We start from the raw sequence: 16,327 nt of genomic DNA on the forward strand, positions 1-16,327 counted from the left end.
CGTCACTCGACGCCCGCGCCACGATGCCTTTTTGCCGTCACGCTCACGTCCTGAGATATGACACTCGACCCGGTGCACTTCGAGGGCATCACACGGCTCGCCGGGCGCATCCGGCAGGACGTGGACGCGAGCGACCACCGGGCGTTCGCACAGCAGGTCTGGGACGACTGGCTCGACCCGCTGCGCGAGGACGGCGACGTGCTACTGGAACCGCTCGGCGAGCACCGCCGCCGGATGATGCCCATCGACGAGGCGGCGCTCCAGCCCGACCGCTTCGAGACGCGCCACGGTCTCGACTCGGGGACCATCAACCCGACGACGTTCAAGAACGGCGTGGTCCTCGACGTGGCGCAGGCGGCGATGAGCGCCGTCCCGTCGGACCTCGACCTCCACCGCGGCCGGACGACGGTGATGACCGTCCACACGAACGACGCGATGGCCGACCTCAACGGCGACTGGACGATGTTCGACGAGGGGTACACCCGCGGCCGGGTGCTCCACGCGCCCCGCGTCGACCGCTACGAGACGGCCGTCGTCCACGACCTCGCGCTGTTCCTCGCCGAGAGCTCCCACGCCCTCGACAACGCAGAGGTCGTCCACGACCTGCTGGTGATGGACGGGCCCGTCTACCCGAAGGGCCTGCTCAACTGGGCGAACCGGGAACCCGAACTCGCCGACCTGCTCGCCGAGGACGAGCGTCCGCGCGACGTCATCGAGAACTACATCCGCCTCGTGGAGTCGTTCGCGGCGCGTGACGTGCCGCTCTGTGGGTTCGTCAAGACGCCAATCACCCGCGCCATCACCCGGACGGTCCGCGAACAGCGGGGCAACGCGCCCTGGGTCAATGACGCCGCGTTCTTCTCGCAGGTGCTCGAACGCCGCGAGCGCCTCGACGGTCCCGACGGCCCGGAACACGAACGCGTCACGGACGCCCTGACGTTCACGAACTGGTTCGTCTCTCGGGGCGGGGCGGACCGCGCGCTCTCGACGCTCGGCGACGCGTTCGGCATCGACCGACGCCTCCCCCCCGAGGCGTACGAGGTGACGTTCTGCGTCGTCTACGACCCGCGGACCGACGTGGTCTACCGCCTCGAAGCGCCCGCGACGTTCACCGCCGACGAGGACCAGCGCGAGGCGCTCCTCATGCAGGTGCTCAAGGGAGTCGCCGTCGAGCGCGGCCCGCCGATGGCCGTCGCAAAGGCCGACGGCCTCGCACAGATCGGTCGCGCCGAGACCGACGCCCTCCGCAGCGCCCTCGAACAGGCGTTCGACACCGAGGCCGACACCACCTACGACGACGAGCGCTGGGGCCTGCTGGAGTGATACCGTCGACGACCGCCCCCGCAGACCACGGCGGTGGGCGGGACTGAAAGGGGCCGGGTTCTCGGCGACGGAGCGGACGGGAGAGCACCGCAGCGACCGGAGGGAGCGAGGAGCGCGCCCGCCGCACCGAGTCGAGAACGCGGGGGCTTTCGAGGCGGTCTGAGTTACTCCACAGATAGAACAGCCGAAACCAGCTAAAACGTCATCTGGCGCCGGGTTGAGTCTTCTCCATCTCTATCTCCACATTCTTCTCGGGGACGCCGACGCGGGCGAACTGCGTGCGGATGTGGTCTTCGGCGGCCGCGACGCCCTGGTCGCGCGTCTCGAACCCGCGGGGCATCGGCGACTCGAACGCGACCTGCAGCTCGCGTCCGTCGATGACCTGCGTCTGCCCGCCGCTCTCGACCTCGTAGAACTCGTCGCAGATCCAGACGTAGGGCGCGTCCTCGTCGGGTGCGCCCTTGAACTCGGGGGGACGCTCGCCACGCTCGTACAGCGTGCCGGTGAGCGCCGTGCCCCCGCCGTGACCGCGAATCAATAACATTGTGACAGATACGTCGTCACGGCGGAAAAGGCTGTTCGGACAGTGACGACGGGCGTCAGACGGCGGTTCGGAAATCAGTGAGTGGCCCCGACGCGCACCCGACAGTCACGCCGAGTCGAGCGCTCACGCGGCGTCGTGTCCGCCGACCAGGTCGTCGAACGCCGCGGGCGAGAGGTGGAGGACGTCGCCGTGGGCGGCGCTCGTGTTGAACGGGTTGACGAGCAGGCCGCCGTCGGGGGCGACGCCGAGGAAGACGTACGCGCCGGTGGTCGGGACCGGTCCGACGTGTTCGCTGACGGTCCGGCGACGGCCGAACGCGAACAGTTCGTGCCACTGCTCGAAGCCGGTGCGCTCGGAGGCGGCGAGGACCCGGGCGGTCCGCCCCGCCGTGTTGCGCCGCATCGACGCGGGAGCGGTGCTGTCGACGCCGGCCTCGGCGGCCGTCGAGAGGACGACCCACGTCTCATCCGTCGCGGTCAGCGTCTCCGCGTAGAACACCGGGGCGTCCGTCTCGCCGACGCGTTCCGGTTCGACCCCGTCGCGGTCGAACCGGTCGCGGTCGAGGCGGAACAGCCCCACCGAGTCGAGGTACGCCGAGTCGACGCCCCAGACGACCGCCGACTCGGTGAACGCCAGTTCGACCGCGCGCCAGTCCTGTCCACCCCGACCGACCGTCTCGAACCGGTCGCCGTCGAACCGGCCGACGATGCACTCGCCCTCGGCGTCGCCGGTCGTTCCCCAGAGCGCGCCGGAGTACGGGTCGGTGGCGACGCTGTGGAAGTGGCGGACGTCGGTGCGCTCGTGGAACGTCGACCACGACTCCCCGCGGTCGTGGCTGACGAGGACGCGCGCCGGGTCGTCGCCGAGCGGGTACTCAGCGAGGTAGACGGCGTCGTCGGTGACGCAGACCGAGGTGGGGAGGACGCCCATCGGCCCGGAGCTGTCGGGCAGGTCCCGGACGACGCGCCACGACCGGCCGCCGTCCGTGGAGCGGAACAGCCAGCGGTCGGCCGTCGCGAGCAGTGCGTCGTCGCCAAGCGGCCAGACGTTGGTCGTCGTGATTGACCCGGTGAGCAGTTCGAGGAGTCGTCGGGTCGGCCACCGGGTCGTCAGGGAGAACGGGAGGTTCGTCGGGCCGGCGTCGGGGACGGGCAGCGTCCCCCGTGGCTGGAACCCGGTCTCCTCGGCCCACCGCCCGACCGTGGTTCCCTCCGTGCAGTACACGACGTCGTCGACGGTGCCGCCGAGTTTCATCTACCGTTCGGGACCACGGAGTCGCCCGTAAACCTTCTGACGGCGCGACGTGCGTCCCGCGGGACACCGAACCGGCGTCACCGCGGTGTCTCGTCCAGGAGGCGCAGGGAAACGGGTTTGTATCCGTAGCCCGACCCGCGAGATATGACCGACCTCGGGGACTTCTCCGGTTTCTCGGCGGACGACCCTGACGCCGACCGCTCGACCGAGGACGAGAGCGACGAGACCACCGCGAACGCCGACACGACGAGCGAGCAGTCGAGCGACGCGACCGAACCGACCGACGAGTCCGCGGACGCGACGGGGGCGACGGCGGACTCGACCGCCGGGTCGTCGGCCGGGTCGACGACCGACGCCACGAGGTCGACGGCCGCAGAGCGCAGCGTCGAACCCGACGACTTCCAGCGCGTCGACCGCCCGAACATCGGGCAGGACCGGGGCATCGGCACGCTGTCGGCCTCCGCCGGACTCGTCATCAGCGAGGACGAACGCGACACCTGTCTGCGGGCGTACGTCACCGTCTCGAACCGTTCTGACGTGCGTATCGGCTCGTATCTCCTCGCCCAGTACCCCGACGGAGAGCGCCTTTTCTGCCGGATTACGGCCCTCGAATACGTCCAGGAGTTCCGGTCGGACGACGCCAACGAGATCCACGCCCGGCGGGCGATGCGGACGCGGGGCATCGACGAACAGGACTACAAGTTCATGGCGACGCTGGAACCCGTCGCCGTCCTCTACGACGACGGCGACGGCCTGAAACGGCGGATGACCGACCGCGTGCCGAAACCCGAGACGGTGGTGCGACCCGCGACCGACCCCGAGGAGATAAAGACGGGGCTGAAGATGCCCGAAGACGGCGTATTCCTCGGCCACCTCGCGGTCGGTGGCGAGAAGGTCCGCGCGGCGACGCAACCCCCGACGGTGGACTACCGCCTGAAGGACGACTACGACTCGGGCGACCCCCTCGTCTTCCGCCACACGCTCGTCGCCGGGGGGACCGGGTCGGGGAAGACCCACGCCGCGAAGAACGTCCTCCGGCAGTATCTCGGACGGACCTACGAGATGAGCGACGGACGCTCGCCCGAGACGGCCGTCGTCCAGTTCGACCCGCAGGACGAGTACGCACAGATGCACGACGACAACCCGGACATCGACGACGAGACGGCCCGTCGCTACGAGTCCGAGGGTATCCGCCACGGCGGCTACGACGACACCGTCGCGTTCGTCCCGAAGGTCGGGAAGGCGACGTACGCCGCCAGCCACCACCGCGCCGAGCAGGTCGAGTTCACCATCCCGTTCTCGATGGTCCGGGACTCGAAGTGGCTGGTCGCCGGGTCGTCGCTCAACGACAACCAGTACGGCGCGCTGACCGAACTGCTCGACCGGTTCTTCCGACAGTACGGCGACGCCGGGACCTACGACGAGTTCCGCTCGTTCATGGACGACCCCGGTCTCCGCGAGGAGCTCCACGAGTCCGGGCGGGTCCACGAGGCGACCTACGACGCGGTCAAGCGCCGCGCGCTCGGGTTCGGGGCCATCTTCGACCAGGACGCGCCGCCCATCACCGAGCAGATCCACCAGTTCGTCCGGCCCGGCGGGCTGACGGTCGTCCCGACGTACCACCTCAACGACTCGCGGGCGAAGGAGACCGTCGTGCTGGCGCTGTCGTCGCTGCTCATCGACCAGAAACTGTCGAACGACCCCAAGTACGACCGCATCAAGGAGACGCCGCTCGTCGTCGGGATGGACGAGGCGCACAACTTCCTCGCGGACGCCGAGAGCGTCCAGGCCCGGAAGGTCGTCGGGAAGTTCACCGAGGCTGCCAAGCAGGGTCGGAAGGAGCGTCTCGGTCTGTTCCTCATCACGCAGGACCCACAGGACGTCGCCGACCCGGTGTTCAAGCAGGTCAACACCAGCGTCGTCCTCAACCTCGGCGACGAGGCCGCCATCAAGTCGGTCAACCTCCCGTCGTCGCTGGAGGGGAAGGTGCCGTACTTCGAGAAGGGACAGATGGCGGTCTACTCGCCGGACAACTCCGAACCGGTCGAGATAATCGGGCTGTCGCAGTGCCTGACGCGCCACGGGCGGGACTGAGTCTCCCGCCCTCCGAGCGTAGCGTCAGCGGTTCAGCACGCGCGACCAGTCGAGGTCCATCCCGAGCCCCCACGAGGGGTGGTTCGCACGCTGGCGCAACGTGAGGCCGAGCAGGCCCGCGACCAGCGAGAGGCCGAACGAGAACATGATGGCCATGACGTAGTACGCACGGCCGAACCGGACGGCCTCGACGACGAGCCAGCACCCCCAGACGGCCGCTCCGAGAGCGACGGCGAGCGCTGCGTACGCGACGAGTCCTGTCAGCGTCGCACGGAGGGACATGTCCCTCGTTTCGGTAGGTAGACCTGTTGTAGCTTTCGCCCCCACAACGCATATACCGCCGACCGAGCGATAGTCGGTATGACACACGTTCTCGTCCCACTCGACGGTTCCGAGGGGGCGGAGGCGAGCCTCGCGTACGCGCTCGACCTCTTCCCCGAGGGGCGGTTCACGCTGCTGGCGGTCATCGACCCCACGTCTGGGTTCTCGGGGGCGGGCGCACCCGGAACGTCGGAGGTGTGGTACCGGAACGCGCGCACCGAGGCGACCGAACACCTCGACGCCGCCCGCGAGACCGTCGAGGAGCGAGGCGCCGAGGTGTCGTCGGTCGTCGAGACGGGTCGCCCGGCGCGGCTCATCGTCGAGTACGCCGACGAACACGACGTCGACCACGTCGTGATGGGGACCCACAGTCGCGAGGGCGTCTCCCGCCTCCTCACCGGGAGCGTCGCCGAGGGCGTCGTCCGGCACGCGACGGTCCCCGTCACCGTCGTTCGCTGAGGACGGGTCCGACGGCGGTTACTCGCTCGCGGTCGTCACTGCACGCCGGTTCCGAATCAGTTCGTCCGTCGCGAGGTACCACACCCCTCTCGGCAGCGCTCGCCGGTGGTACCGGGTTCATCCGTCTTCCGCCCCTCGATACAGTCATGGCCTCATCACAGTCGGAGATGGAGAGCCCCGACGCGCTCGAAGCGGTCGTCCGCGACCGACGCTCGGTCCACGACTACAGCGACGAGGACGTGAGCGAGGAGACGCTGCGCGAGGTGTTCGACCTCGTCCGGTTCACGCCCTCGGGGTACAACCTCCAGCCGTGGGAGTTCCTCGTCCTGACGACGGACGAGAACCGCGAGACGCTCCAGAAGTGCGCAGGCGGCCAGGAGCACGTCACCGACGCGCCCGTCGCCATCGTCGTCCTCGGGAACACCGACCCGGCGGCCCACGCCGACCGCGTGTTCGACGACTGGCTGGACAAGGGCTACCTCCCCGACGAGGAGACCCGCGACGGCCTCGTCGAGAACATCGAGGGCTGGCGCGACCGCTCGGAGGCACAGAACCGGGTCTGGACGACGCGCTCGACGTCGCTCGCCGCGATGACGCTGATGCACGCCGCCCGCTCGAAGGGTCTCTCGACGTGTCCGATGGAGGGGTTCGACGACGAAGCGGTCCGCGACGAGTTCGACATCTCCGAGGGGTTCGAACCGGTCATGCTCGTCACGATGGGCTACCCCGCCGAGGACGCCGTCGACCGCGAGAACGAGCGCAAGTTCCGCCGTCCGGTCGACGAGATCGTCCACCTCGACGAGTTCGACGCGTAGCGACCCCGCTCGATACCGGTTCGCGCCGTCGCTGCATCCGTTCGTCGCTGCACCCGTTTCTCGCTGCATCCGTCTCTGCCGAACGCTACCACCGTCAAGCGTCGAGTGCGGACTTCACCCGCTCAGTTCCGACTCGGCTCCGTCATCTCCTGACGCATCCACGTGAAGGGATACACCGACCAGACGACGAACACTCCCCACCAGAGACCGAGCCCGGCTTGCTGGCAGGCGAACGCCGCGATGGGGGTCAGAGCGACGTGGATACCGACCAACCGCAGGTCGACGTCGCTGTCGAGGACGTCGACCCACCGTCCGTGGAGCGCCCCGTCGGCTCCGTTCCGGACCGTCGACTCCGTGGTTTCGTGGTGTTCCTCCGACATATTCGACACTAGGGTCTACAAGGGAATAAGTGTGACACGGTGTGTCTAATCGTCGGACGAGAGTGGGATTATCTCGGCTCTGGGCCGGGGTTTCTGCCGAGATTCGATTCGGTGTCGGCAGTTCACTGATACGGGTCGTCGCCGCGGGCACAGTGCGTCGATAGAGCGCCGACGACGGCCCGATACCGGTCCGATACCGACCCGGAGGCGGCGTCCAGTGCGGTACCGTCAGTCGTCTCCCTGCACCGGCCCGCCGCGGACCGACCGCACCTCGGCGCGAATCGCGTCGCGCTTGAGGAGGACGAACCCGACGACGATGACGAGGAAGCCGACGACGGTGGTGGCGTCGATGGCCTCGCGCAGGAACAGGTAGCCGGTGACGGCGGCGAACACCGGCGCGACGTACGAGACGAGGTTTATCTCGACCGGTCCGAGGCGCTCCAGCAGGTCGAAGTAGACGAGGAAGCCAAGCGCACTGGCGACGACCGAGAGGTAGCCCAGCGCGAGCAGCGCCTCCATCGTCAGTCCGACGGACCCCGCCGGCTCGCCGAGTCCGAGGCTCACGACGTGCATCAGCAGCGCACCGCCGAGCATCGACCACGCCTCCATCGCCTCGACGTCCAGTCCCGAGTCGATGCGGCGCGCGAGGACGCTCCCGAACGCGAACGAGAGCGTCGCGGCGAACACGAGCAGTTTCCCCAGGACGTTCGCGGTCAGCAGTTCGGCCTGGCCGAACGGGTCGGCGATGATTACGGCACCGACGAGTCCCAGCAGCAGGCCGACCAGCCCCGCCGCGTCGAGGCGGTCGCTGGGCAGCAGGCCTCGTGCGATGGCGGTGGTCAGGACGGGCGACAGCGAGACGATGGTGGCGGCGGCGGCGCTGGTCGTGTTCAGTTCGCCGACGAACAGGAACGCGTGGTAGGCGGCGATGAGGAACACTGCACCGACCGTCACCTCGGCGAGTTGGGCGCGAGTTCGGGGGAGCGGGTCGTCGAGGACGACGGCGGCGTAGCCGAGCATCAGGACGCCGGCGACGTCGTAGCGCACGGCGGCGAACAGCACGGGCGTCTCGTAGAACGGGCCGGGTGCGTCGGGGCCGCCGAGTCCGGCCTTGATGGCCATGAACGCCGCGCCCCACGCCGCCGCGAGACAGCAGAAGAGCGCCGCGTTCCGTGTGCGGGTCACGAGACCCGTCCGGGGAGCCACGGCCTCAAGGTTTCGTTCCCCCGTCTCCGTTCTCCCCGGCTTTCGAAGGGAGCCTTCGACTCCGCTTCGGCGTGCATTCGCTCGACACAGTCCGGGATTTCTGCCGGTTGCGGCAGTTCTACCCGCAAACTTAAGTCGGTCCGTGAGAACGTATTGACATGGCCGCTTACGGTCGGCCGACCCTGCGAGACCTGTTCGACGAGTCCCCCACGCCGCACATCGCGCACCCCCCGCGCACCCATCACCGAGACTACTACGTCGCTACCGATGGGTCGTTCCGGGGGTCGAGCGGTGGACTCGGCGTCGTCATCGAGACCCGCGACGGCGAGACGGTCGCCCGTCGCTCCGTCACCGACGCCGTCCCCGACAACAACGTCGCCGAGTACCGGGCGCTGCACCTCGGTCTCGACCTGCTCGCCGTGCGCGCACCACGCGACGCGAGCGTGGGACTCGTCCTGGACCACGACGACCTCGCCGCCAACGTCAACCGGGCGGCGCTGGCCGCTCGCCAACCGCGACACGGACCGCCCCACCCGTATCGCGTGCCGACCACCTCCCAGCACCACTGGCGAGGCATCCGTGCACGGGTCGCCGGCTTCCGCGAGGTTCGCGCCGCGCGCATCGACAGCGGCGTCAACCCCGCACACTGCCTCGCGAACGCCCCCGACCAGTACGCGTTCGTCAACGACGAACCGGCGCGCTGCGTCCTGCCGACGGTGACCACCGACTCGCCGGGGCCGCAGTACCCGCCGCCGTCGCGCGCGAACCGCCACACCGGAAACGCGAGCGACTGACCGCCTACTTCTCGACTCTTTCACCCCATACCCGCAGGGCGACTCCAGACGTTGCGATTGGCACGTTCGATGCCCGAGCGTAATCGGGGACAATCAGCCACGGTACGGATTGCTGGTAATGATAGACTGAGAGCGTGAGTGTATCAATGTAATTTCGAAATGGTGACTCTCTACTAGTAGTGACGAGGCTGCACCTGAAGGCCGAATGGGGATACTCCTTCTACTCGTCATCGAAAACCTACACAATGAGCATCGTATCGACGATACAGGAGTTCATCACGAACCCCATAGTGATGGGAGCGTGGGTCGTGCTCGTGGTCGCCTCGCTGGGCACGCTCGTCTGGGACCTCCGGAGGAACAACGAGGAACTGGGCAGTCTCATGAAGTACGTCTGGGGGTTCACCGTGCTCTATTCGGGACCCATCGGCCTCGGGGTGTACTGGTACTCCGGACGAACCCAGATATCACACGATTCACTCTGGCGACGAGGCTTCCGGTCGGTCTGCCACTGCTACTCCGGGTGTGGTGCGGGTGAGATTACCGGCGTCGTCATAGCTGTCGGTTTACTGGCGATGGGGAACCTCTGGGTTGCCGCCGTCACGTTCTCACTGGCGTACGTCTTCGGCTACGCCATGACGATGGGGCCGTTGATGCAGGAGGGGATGGAGTTCCGCGAAGCGTTCGTCGACGCCTTCTACTCCGAGACCGCCAGCATCGCGGTCATGGAAATCGTTGCTATCAGTACTGACATCTGGCTCGCCGGTGAGGCGACGATGGGTGAACCACTGTTCTGGGCGGCGCTGGTCGTCTCGTTGTCTGTGGGTCTCATCGCCGCCTACCCGGTGAACCTCTTGCTCATCAGTCGCGGCGTCAAAGAAGGGATGATGAACCCCGCCGAGATGAGCTAATCGCCAACCAGGACACGTGTTAGGTCCTCAGGCGGACGTCATCTCGCGGCAGCTCTCGGCACACTCGCGGACGACCTCACCACAGACCTGACAGTGGTCGTGCTGTTCGCACTCCTCGGCGCACGCTTCACAGGCCTCCGCGCACAGTTCGGCGAGGTGCTCGCTGTAGTCGGAGTCTCGCGCCATGAACCGCGCGTGGAGTGTGGTGGCTCTGCAACGTCCCGACATAGCCGGAGACACTCGGCCATCTCCTCGCCGTGGCCAGCACACTGGTCCGCACACCACTCACAGACCTCGGCGGCTTCGAGGCAGTTCTCGATGCACTCGCGCTCGTGATCGCTCAGGTGGTCGATCTCGGAGACGGTTTCTGACAGAGACATTGCGTGTCAGTCCACAGCGCCACTCGACACGGTGGTTCGGCCCTCGGCTGCAGGGGATGGGAAGGTGACATACTCGCGGCACGTATCGAATGCGAGACGCAGAGCGTGAGTATATCGCCCTCGACATAGAGTCACCCAAGATATTTGTCTTCCACTCTCATCGACAAGAATATGGGCACGTCGAAACTCCGAACGGTCCTCCTGCCGCTCGGTTTGTTCGTTCTCTCGGCAGCAGCGTACTGGTCCGTCCTGCTGGGTGTCGTTCCGTTCGGCCTCGATGCACCACTCATCTTCGCGGTTATCGCAGGAGTGACTGCACTCGGCGCTGGGAAGATTGGCGCGCGGACACCGGCCCTTACAGCAGGAGTGGCAGCACTTGAATTTACCCTCGCCGCCGCAAGTGTCGGTGGGATTCTCACTGTCGGTGACTCTGCAGTCTTCGTCGGGGCAGCACTCGCAACGCTCGGTGTACTGAGTTACGCAATCAGTATGGTCCACCACATCGGAACGCGCGTCAACAGTGTGCGTCCGGCGTAATCTGCGCAGACTCACATACTACTGGAGCGGTAGACTCGCGGCACGCGTCGCTCACTTGGCCCAATCGATACACGCAGAGCGTGGGTGTATCATTCGGCCCCGGTGGTCGTCGCGGTGGATGTGACGTGGAACGTCTCATTGTAGGTCTCTCCGGTGAGGGCCTCATCGTAGTGGGTGACGTGAACCGTCTCGGGACACTCAGCGACAACCTCGACGGTGGCTCTGTAGAGAACGGGGTTGATTTCGGTCGTACACCCTTCTGGCCCCTCCTCGAACGTATCACGGATTGTCAGCCGAAGCGTGTTCGACGTCGCGTCGTACCGTACGGCATCAAGGATTGTCGTACGGCATGACCGTGAATTACTGTACATCCAGCCGTCGACAATCACCCGATTCGACCCACACTGGAAGCGGACCGTCGCCCCGTGGTGGACCTCATCCACCGACGTGAATATCGGCCCGGCATAGTCGGTGGACTCCTCGTCCGTTTGGTAGAGAGGGACGTCCAAGAACTGCTGGAATCGACTATCAGCGATTCCGTCCGGCGTCTCAGAGGTCGAGGTGGGTGATGGAGTGGCGGTGGTCGTGGAGGCAGTGGTCGACTCGTTCGAAGAGGACGTACTCCGGTTACTCGCAACACACCCCGCGAGTGTTGTGAGGAGGCTCCCTGTCACCCCGAGATACCGACGGCGGTTCATGCTTCTCTGTTGATGACTTTGCACTAATAGGGTTCCTGTGCGTCAAACTGGTCGTTGATACACTCGCGGCACGCGTCGAGAGCCATCGCCCGTTTGAGAGACTCAGAGCGTGGGTCTATCGTTCTTCTCTTCTCGTTATCAGAGGGCCACAATCGGTGTGTGCCGATACCGTGGGCTCAATAAACTCGGTTCCATATGTCGACGTAGTGATTCAGGACCTCACCGGGGTGTTGCCCGTTGACCCGTTCACTGTGATGAACGCAGTCGGTCTCGTCGCGTTTGCTCTGGTCGGGGCGACTAAGGCAATCCGTGAGGACTTCGATGTCTTCGGAATCGTCGTCGTCGCGCTCGCCACAGCGTTCGCCGGGGGGACGATGCGAGACCTTCTCGTGAATCGCGTGCCGCTGGCCCTCCAGTCAGTGGGCGAAATCGGGTTCGGAGCACTCGGTGTGGGGGTCGCACTCGGAGTTAGTATGGTACTCGGGTCTCCAGAGGACCATCCGTTCACACTCGTCGCTGATGCGGTGGGACTCGCTGCGTTCGCTACGGCCGGCGCGATTGTGGCAACGGGCAGTGGCGTCTCGGCCTTCGGTGTCGTTGCGATTGCGACGATTAACGCGGTCGGGGGTGGCGCGGTCGCCGATATTCTACTGGACCGGCCGCCGTTCATCCTCTTCGAGGACTTCTACGCGAGTTGTGCCGTTCTGGGTGGGAGTGCCTATTGGATAGTGACAGCTGGTATGGGGGCAGAACGTATCGCCGTCGCAGTCTGTGCTGTCGTAACCGTTGGGACACGTCTGGTCGCAGTCAACTACGGCTGGAGACTTCCGACGGCACAGATGCTCGGGCTGTCTACTGGTGAGGTCAACGAAAACCGATAGTGCGAGACATGAATGGTCACAGTCCGTGGTGAGCGATACACTGAGAGCGTGAGTGTATCATCGGCACGTCAGTCGCTTACTCTCCCTCGGGGGTGCTTGTGTCTGCAGAACAGTATCGAGGGTCGTAGGCGAACTCCTCACAGCGGTCACGAACCCGGAGCCGGAGCCCGCCAGACTCGTCGGACTGGCCCTCGTGTACGACGACCGCGACAACGCACTCTGGCACGGTATCGTAACGGTCGAGCACGTCGAACGTCTGCCAAGACTCCCCATCGACGCGGGCGGAGACAGTATATGTACCGGGAACCGCTTCCCAATCACAATCGACAATCCGGCGAGGTAGGATGCCGTCTTCGGCTGCTTCGACCTCGTGCGTCGATTCGTGGACAATCATTTCGTCGCGCTCAATGCGCAGCACGTAGGTGTGCCCGGATGTCTCATCAGAGTTAATTACGCCGAACCGACGAAGCGTCGTCATCGGCTCACCGGAGACGATTCCGTCGTGACAGCCTGCAACACCTGCCATCCCGACGGTTCCGAGTGAGGCGAGGAGGGTACGACGGTTCATATCTCGGTAGCGGGTCACGTCGGTAAGTCCTTTCTGTCTACAGGCCTCCTTGACGTGAGTCCTCTGGCAACTGGCTCTCGATTGACAGAGAGCGTGGGTGTATCGAACGGCCTCAGTGGAGGACTCGAATCGCTTGGATTCCTCTGAGAGTCGCAACGACACCCAGCACACCAAGCAGGATTGCGTAGATAGTGTCTGCGTTTCTGGTATAGTACACGCCAGCGATGAGCAACGAGAACGCGCCGATGACGGGCAACAGATAGTAGATGTAGCGGCGGCGGCCCGCGATACCACATCCACCAGCGAGAGCAGCGAGGCCGAAGAAGACCGTGATGAGCGAGGGACCAAGAAGGACCGTCACCAGTATAGCGCCCCCGATTCCAACGAGGAGGAGCCCCCACTCACCAACAAGAGCGCGAATCTCTCTCGTGTCCATTTGTCGACCAATTCCACCACCGCTCGTAATAACGTTGCTGACAGACTCGCGGCACACGTCGCTCACTCGGTCCGTTCGATAGACTGAGAGCGTGGGTCTATCAGTTGAGGCCGTAGTGGTTGCCAATCAGAGATAGCTCGAAGTGACCCTCAGACAGTACTCTTTTGATGAGTACATACGTCGACACGGAGTATGCTACCACGGTGGAGTTCACCTACTTCGGGGATGACTTCACCGTCTGCAGTCGTTGTCATCCTCGTTGTCCTCACGGGATGTATCGGAGTTCCTCTCGCCGGTGATGCCGAACAGGGAACTTCTGTCACTCTCGTGTCCAACAGTTCCGTAGCGGAACCGTACACACTCGAAGTGTTCGTCGTTGACCTCCCCGCGAACGTGAGTGTGAACTACAGTGACGAACGAGCGGCCGACACGGAGATCGACGAAGGAGTTAGCCTCGTCGATTCTGGCGAGTACTACTATACCGACGTCACTCCAGCCCCCGAGGTAACCCGCCATCACGGGAACGTGACCGTTCCGTCGGGAGCGTCTGCCACAACCACTGTTACAGGCCTTCACCAACGAGGTGCCGTAATTGTGGCCGCCTACGATGAGCGAGGACGAATCACTTCCTACGTAGTCGCGAACTGTGACGACCTCGCCCTCAGTTATCTGCAAATACGCCTCGAATCCGATGGCGCGAGTATCACACACGCCTGTAGCTAAATCGACCGCACTCTCCCCAAACTGCGTCGTTACACACGCGGCACGCGTCGCTCACTCGTCCCTATCGATAGATGCAGAGCATGGGTCTATCAGCGGGATACAAGGGCGGTGTCTTCGACCGCACTGGTACGGACGATTGTTGCCTGACCATTGGCCACACCTATAGTTCGAGTATCGGGGCTTCATCGAGGTCCAAATCGCCTCGGAGTAGTAATCCGACATCTTCGGAGAGATTCGAGCCACCCACTAGTTTCGTGAACACCATTACCAGAACCGAGAGGACGAGACCGCCAATGACGATGACATTCGGAACCATCGCGAACATGCGCCGTACGCTAGCAACGAGGGAAGAACGAAGGGCAGCGACATCTCGGGTGAGCGGCTCAACCACTGAAATTCCGAAAAACGATTCATCAATCTTAGCGTTCAAAAACACGAGTATGAACCCCCCGATGCCTGCGATGCCGAGTACTCCCACTACCAGTGTTAACCCTCCAAAGATGTGGGTGTCCCGCTCGTGGTAATCCTTCGGATGGAGGATGTCGGCGATGAGTCCGGTCGTCAGGACTATTCCCGGTATCGCGAGAACGCCGAACATTCCGAGGGTAGCCGGGTTAGACCCAACTATGCCCGCGAGAACCCCATACGAACCGATCACCGTGAGTGGGAGGGTCATCCCCAACCCACGGAGATGAACGGGATATACTCTCACGAGGACTCGTTCACCAACTGAGAACATAGGTATGCCCCAAGCTACTGCACAGCCACCAGCGGTAGCCTCCCTGCTAACTGCCGACGAACAACCCCTACGTTCGTTGAATGCCGATACACACGCGGCACGCATCGTTCACTCGGCCCGTTCGAGACACTGAGAGCGTGAGTTTCACAGCTCACTGTCCGGGGCGGTCGAGTCACCTGCCCCCGACTGATTGAGACCGGTGAAGTTACTCACTCCGATGACGAACAGCAGCACTACGAACCCCCAAAGTATCAGTGCCAGCACCCGTGCTCCGCCGGAATAGTCCCCAGAGAACGGGCGAAGCATCGGAACGGGCCACAAGACCCCCTCTATCAGCATACATACGCTGAACACAGTCAGGGCCAGCCCTTGCACTCGGCCCTCGAAGGATCCAGAATTGGTTTCGCCCAGACCGGCCATATTTCGTGCCAGAAGGGCGATACAGATGGTGAGTGCCATGCTGGTCGGGAGCCACCAGTGACGCGGGTGAGCACCCACAGCGAACAGGAGTGCTGCGACAGCGATGAAGATGCCAGCCAGTGCCAACGGGTGCTGTTGTGACCAGCTCTGGTTTCCCATACTATCCAGAACACTATACGTGCTAATAGTTCATGACTACGAGTCAAACGATACACACGCGGCACGCGTCGCTCACTCGTCCGTTCGATACACTGAGAGCGTGGTCTTACAGCTCACCGTCTGGGCTAGTGGAGTTAGCTGCATCAGGTTGGAGGAGACCAGTCACGTGACCAACCCCGATGATTAACAGTACCACGACGAAATCCCAGAGTATCACCGCCAGCGTTCGTGCACCGCCGGACACACTGGCTGAGAGTGGGCTACGCATCGGGTTGATAGATGCCGAACAGTTCTCCAAGACCACTGACGAGCATCACGAGCAGGACGCCCCACCACACCAATACGAATACCGTTAGGCCCCACACGTGGCCCTCACCGAATGGGTTGAACATCGGGAAGCCAAACAGCATCCCTTCGGCAACCATGAGTACACTGAGGACACTGACACTGAGGCCACGTGCTCGACCCTCAATCGGGCCAGAGGTCGAACGGTCCATGTCGAACACTTCTCGTGCAGTAACCCCGACCAGCAACGTGGTTCCCAATGACGCTGACAGCCACCAAATCGCCGGAGGAATGCCGAGAACGAAGAGAGCGGCTCCAACGGCCAAGGAAAGCGTAGTGAACGCCAGCATATACTTCGAGGTCGTGCTTACCACATTGCCACCAAACACCCGTTTCGCTAATA

The 16,327-nt window shown here is 64.4% G+C and carries 20 protein-coding genes and 1 pseudogene; 8 read left to right on the forward strand and 13 right to left on the reverse strand.

Going from position 1 to position 16,327, the window contains the following annotated elements; genetic code table 11:
• Positions 1-57: 57 nt before the first annotated feature.
• Positions 58-1,323 (forward strand): DNA double-strand break repair nuclease NurA, encoded by a 1,266-nt coding sequence (locus MX571_RS09345; RefSeq protein ID WP_247415794.1) that lies wholly within the window; start codon positions 58-60, stop codon positions 1,321-1,323.
• A gap of 202 nt (positions 1,324-1,525) precedes the next feature.
• Here the strand turns inward: MX571_RS09345 and MX571_RS09350 are convergent, their stop codons facing one another.
• Positions 1,526-1,867 (reverse strand): DUF7113 family protein, encoded by a 342-nt coding sequence (locus MX571_RS09350; protein ID WP_247415796.1) that lies wholly within the window; start codon positions 1,865-1,867, stop codon positions 1,526-1,528.
• A 123-nt stretch (positions 1,868-1,990) separates the two neighbouring features.
• Entirely contained in the window at positions 1,991-3,121 is a 1,131-nt protein-coding gene (locus tag MX571_RS09355; RefSeq protein ID WP_247415798.1) for a WD40/YVTN/BNR-like repeat-containing protein, read from the reverse strand.
• A 144-nt stretch (positions 3,122-3,265) separates the two neighbouring features.
• Between MX571_RS09355 and MX571_RS09360 the strand changes: the two genes are divergently transcribed.
• Positions 3,266-5,215: a helicase HerA domain-containing protein gene (locus MX571_RS09360; protein WP_247415800.1), complete on the forward strand. Its 1,950-nt coding sequence runs from the start codon at positions 3,266-3,268 to the stop codon at positions 5,213-5,215.
• 24 nt (positions 5,216-5,239) lie between these two features.
• Here MX571_RS09360 and MX571_RS09365 read toward each other — a convergent pair whose 3' ends face one another.
• Positions 5,240-5,497 (reverse strand): hypothetical protein, encoded by a 258-nt coding sequence (locus MX571_RS09365; protein WP_247415803.1) that lies wholly within the window; start codon positions 5,495-5,497, stop codon positions 5,240-5,242.
• A 78-nt stretch (positions 5,498-5,575) separates the two neighbouring features.
• On the opposite strand from MX571_RS09365, the gene MX571_RS09370 reads away from it, so the two are divergent.
• Positions 5,576-5,995 carry a universal stress protein gene (locus MX571_RS09370; protein ID WP_247415805.1) on the forward strand — a complete coding sequence of 140 codons (420 nt, stop codon included), beginning with the start codon at positions 5,576-5,578 and terminating at the stop codon, positions 5,993-5,995.
• A 146-nt stretch (positions 5,996-6,141) separates the two neighbouring features.
• Positions 6,142-6,810, forward strand: a complete 669-nt coding sequence (locus MX571_RS09375; protein ID WP_247415807.1) for a nitroreductase family protein — start codon at positions 6,142-6,144, stop codon at positions 6,808-6,810.
• Positions 6,811-6,932: 122 nt separating this feature from the next.
• Here MX571_RS09375 and MX571_RS09380 read toward each other — a convergent pair whose 3' ends face one another.
• Positions 6,933-7,190, reverse strand: a complete 258-nt coding sequence (locus MX571_RS09380; protein ID WP_247415809.1) for a hypothetical protein — start codon at positions 7,188-7,190, stop codon at positions 6,933-6,935.
• A gap of 228 nt (positions 7,191-7,418) precedes the next feature.
• The gene (locus tag MX571_RS09385; RefSeq protein ID WP_368409007.1) at positions 7,419-8,375 is read right to left on the reverse strand and encodes a DMT family transporter; all 957 of its coding nucleotides are present in this window, start codon (positions 8,373-8,375) and stop codon (positions 7,419-7,421) included.
• A gap of 179 nt (positions 8,376-8,554) precedes the next feature.
• Between MX571_RS09385 and MX571_RS09390 the strand changes: the two genes are divergently transcribed.
• A complete protein-coding gene (locus MX571_RS09390) occupies positions 8,555-9,190 on the forward strand; it encodes a ribonuclease HI (protein ID WP_247415811.1) in 636 nt (211 codons plus the stop codon).
• A gap of 245 nt (positions 9,191-9,435) precedes the next feature.
• Positions 9,436-10,098 carry a DUF4396 domain-containing protein gene (locus tag MX571_RS09395; protein WP_368409044.1) on the forward strand — a complete coding sequence of 221 codons (663 nt, stop codon included), beginning with the start codon at positions 9,436-9,438 and terminating at the stop codon, positions 10,096-10,098.
• A gap of 27 nt (positions 10,099-10,125) precedes the next feature.
• Here MX571_RS09395 and MX571_RS09400 read toward each other — a convergent pair.
• Positions 10,126-10,478, reverse strand: a pseudogene (locus MX571_RS09400) (four-helix bundle copper-binding protein).
• A 171-nt stretch (positions 10,479-10,649) separates the two neighbouring features.
• Between MX571_RS09400 and MX571_RS09405 the strand changes: the two are divergent.
• Complete coding sequence (locus MX571_RS09405) at positions 10,650-11,015, forward strand: hypothetical protein (protein ID WP_247415816.1); 366 nt, start codon at positions 10,650-10,652, stop codon at positions 11,013-11,015.
• A gap of 89 nt (positions 11,016-11,104) precedes the next feature.
• Here the strand turns inward: MX571_RS09405 and MX571_RS09410 are convergent, their stop codons facing one another.
• Positions 11,105-11,713: a hypothetical protein gene (locus MX571_RS09410; protein ID WP_247415818.1), complete on the reverse strand. Its 609-nt coding sequence runs from the start codon at positions 11,711-11,713 to the stop codon at positions 11,105-11,107.
• A gap of 254 nt (positions 11,714-11,967) precedes the next feature.
• Between MX571_RS09410 and MX571_RS09415 the strand changes: the two genes are divergently transcribed.
• The gene (locus MX571_RS09415; protein ID WP_247418462.1) at positions 11,968-12,594 is read left to right on the forward strand and encodes a trimeric intracellular cation channel family protein; all 627 of its coding nucleotides are present in this window, start codon (positions 11,968-11,970) and stop codon (positions 12,592-12,594) included.
• A 76-nt stretch (positions 12,595-12,670) separates the two neighbouring features.
• Here MX571_RS09415 and MX571_RS09420 read toward each other — a convergent pair whose 3' ends face one another.
• From MX571_RS09420 to MX571_RS09445, 6 genes are all read right to left on the reverse strand, one after another.
• Positions 12,671-13,162 (reverse strand): hypothetical protein, encoded by a 492-nt coding sequence (locus MX571_RS09420; RefSeq protein ID WP_247415820.1) that lies wholly within the window; start codon positions 13,160-13,162, stop codon positions 12,671-12,673.
• A 112-nt stretch (positions 13,163-13,274) separates the two neighbouring features.
• The gene (locus MX571_RS09425; protein WP_247415822.1) at positions 13,275-13,598 is read right to left on the reverse strand and encodes a hypothetical protein; all 324 of its coding nucleotides are present in this window, start codon (positions 13,596-13,598) and stop codon (positions 13,275-13,277) included.
• A 231-nt stretch (positions 13,599-13,829) separates the two neighbouring features.
• The gene (locus MX571_RS09430) at positions 13,830-14,114 is read right to left on the reverse strand and encodes a hypothetical protein (protein WP_247415825.1); all 285 of its coding nucleotides are present in this window, start codon (positions 14,112-14,114) and stop codon (positions 13,830-13,832) included.
• 367 nt (positions 14,115-14,481) lie between these two features.
• Positions 14,482-14,997 carry a hypothetical protein gene (locus MX571_RS09435; RefSeq protein ID WP_247415828.1) on the reverse strand — a complete coding sequence of 172 codons (516 nt, stop codon included), beginning with the start codon at positions 14,995-14,997 and terminating at the stop codon, positions 14,482-14,484.
• 207 nt (positions 14,998-15,204) lie between these two features.
• On the reverse strand, positions 15,205-15,639 hold the full coding sequence (locus MX571_RS09440; RefSeq protein ID WP_247415832.1) for a hypothetical protein: 435 nt from the start codon (positions 15,637-15,639) through the stop codon (positions 15,205-15,207).
• A gap of 260 nt (positions 15,640-15,899) precedes the next feature.
• Entirely contained in the window at positions 15,900-16,298 is a 399-nt protein-coding gene (locus MX571_RS09445; RefSeq protein WP_247415835.1) for a hypothetical protein, read from the reverse strand.
• Positions 16,299-16,327 lie beyond the last annotated feature (29 nt).

Source organism: Halomarina salina (assembly GCF_023074835.1).
In the GTDB taxonomy this organism is placed as follows: Archaea; Halobacteriota; Halobacteria; order Halobacteriales; family Haloarculaceae; genus Halomarina; species Halomarina salina.

Excerpts from the sequence above, each read along its gene's own strand:
- MX571_RS09435 (WP_247415828.1), bottom strand. The coding sequence starts at position 14,997 with ATGACCCTCCCACTCACGGTGATCGGTTCGTATGGGGTTCTCGCGGGC.
- MX571_RS09365 (WP_247415803.1), bottom strand. The coding sequence starts at position 5,497 with ATGTCCCTCCGTGCGACGCTGACAGGACTCGTCGCGTACGCAGCGCTC.
- MX571_RS09420 (WP_247415820.1), bottom strand. The coding sequence starts at position 13,162 with ATGAACCGTCGTACCCTCCTCGCCTCACTCGGAACCGTCGGGATGGCA.
- MX571_RS09415 (WP_247418462.1), top strand. The coding sequence starts at position 11,968 with ATGAACGCAGTCGGTCTCGTCGCGTTTGCTCTGGTCGGGGCGACTAAG.
- MX571_RS09425 (WP_247415822.1), bottom strand. The coding sequence starts at position 13,598 with ATGGACACGAGAGAGATTCGCGCTCTTGTTGGTGAGTGGGGGCTCCTC.
- MX571_RS09370 (WP_247415805.1), top strand. The coding sequence starts at position 5,576 with ATGACACACGTTCTCGTCCCACTCGACGGTTCCGAGGGGGCGGAGGCG.
- MX571_RS09360 (WP_247415800.1), top strand. The coding sequence starts at position 3,266 with ATGACCGACCTCGGGGACTTCTCCGGTTTCTCGGCGGACGACCCTGAC.
- MX571_RS09430 (WP_247415825.1), bottom strand. The coding sequence starts at position 14,114 with ATGGCGGGTTACCTCGGGGGCTGGAGTGACGTCGGTATAGTAGTACTC.
- MX571_RS09350 (WP_247415796.1), bottom strand. The coding sequence starts at position 1,867 with ATGTTATTGATTCGCGGTCACGGCGGGGGCACGGCGCTCACCGGCACG.
- MX571_RS09395 (WP_368409044.1), top strand. The coding sequence starts at position 9,436 with ATGAGCATCGTATCGACGATACAGGAGTTCATCACGAACCCCATAGTG.
- MX571_RS09410 (WP_247415818.1), bottom strand. The coding sequence starts at position 11,713 with ATGAACCGCCGTCGGTATCTCGGGGTGACAGGGAGCCTCCTCACAACA.
- MX571_RS09390 (WP_247415811.1), top strand. The coding sequence starts at position 8,555 with ATGGCCGCTTACGGTCGGCCGACCCTGCGAGACCTGTTCGACGAGTCC.
- MX571_RS09375 (WP_247415807.1), top strand. The coding sequence starts at position 6,142 with ATGGCCTCATCACAGTCGGAGATGGAGAGCCCCGACGCGCTCGAAGCG.
- MX571_RS09440 (WP_247415832.1), bottom strand. The coding sequence starts at position 15,639 with ATGGGAAACCAGAGCTGGTCACAACAGCACCCGTTGGCACTGGCTGGC.
- MX571_RS09345 (WP_247415794.1), top strand. The coding sequence starts at position 58 with ATGACACTCGACCCGGTGCACTTCGAGGGCATCACACGGCTCGCCGGG.
- MX571_RS09405 (WP_247415816.1), top strand. The coding sequence starts at position 10,650 with ATGGGCACGTCGAAACTCCGAACGGTCCTCCTGCCGCTCGGTTTGTTC.
- MX571_RS09380 (WP_247415809.1), bottom strand. The coding sequence starts at position 7,190 with ATGTCGGAGGAACACCACGAAACCACGGAGTCGACGGTCCGGAACGGA.
- MX571_RS09355 (WP_247415798.1), bottom strand. The coding sequence starts at position 3,121 with ATGAAACTCGGCGGCACCGTCGACGACGTCGTGTACTGCACGGAGGGA.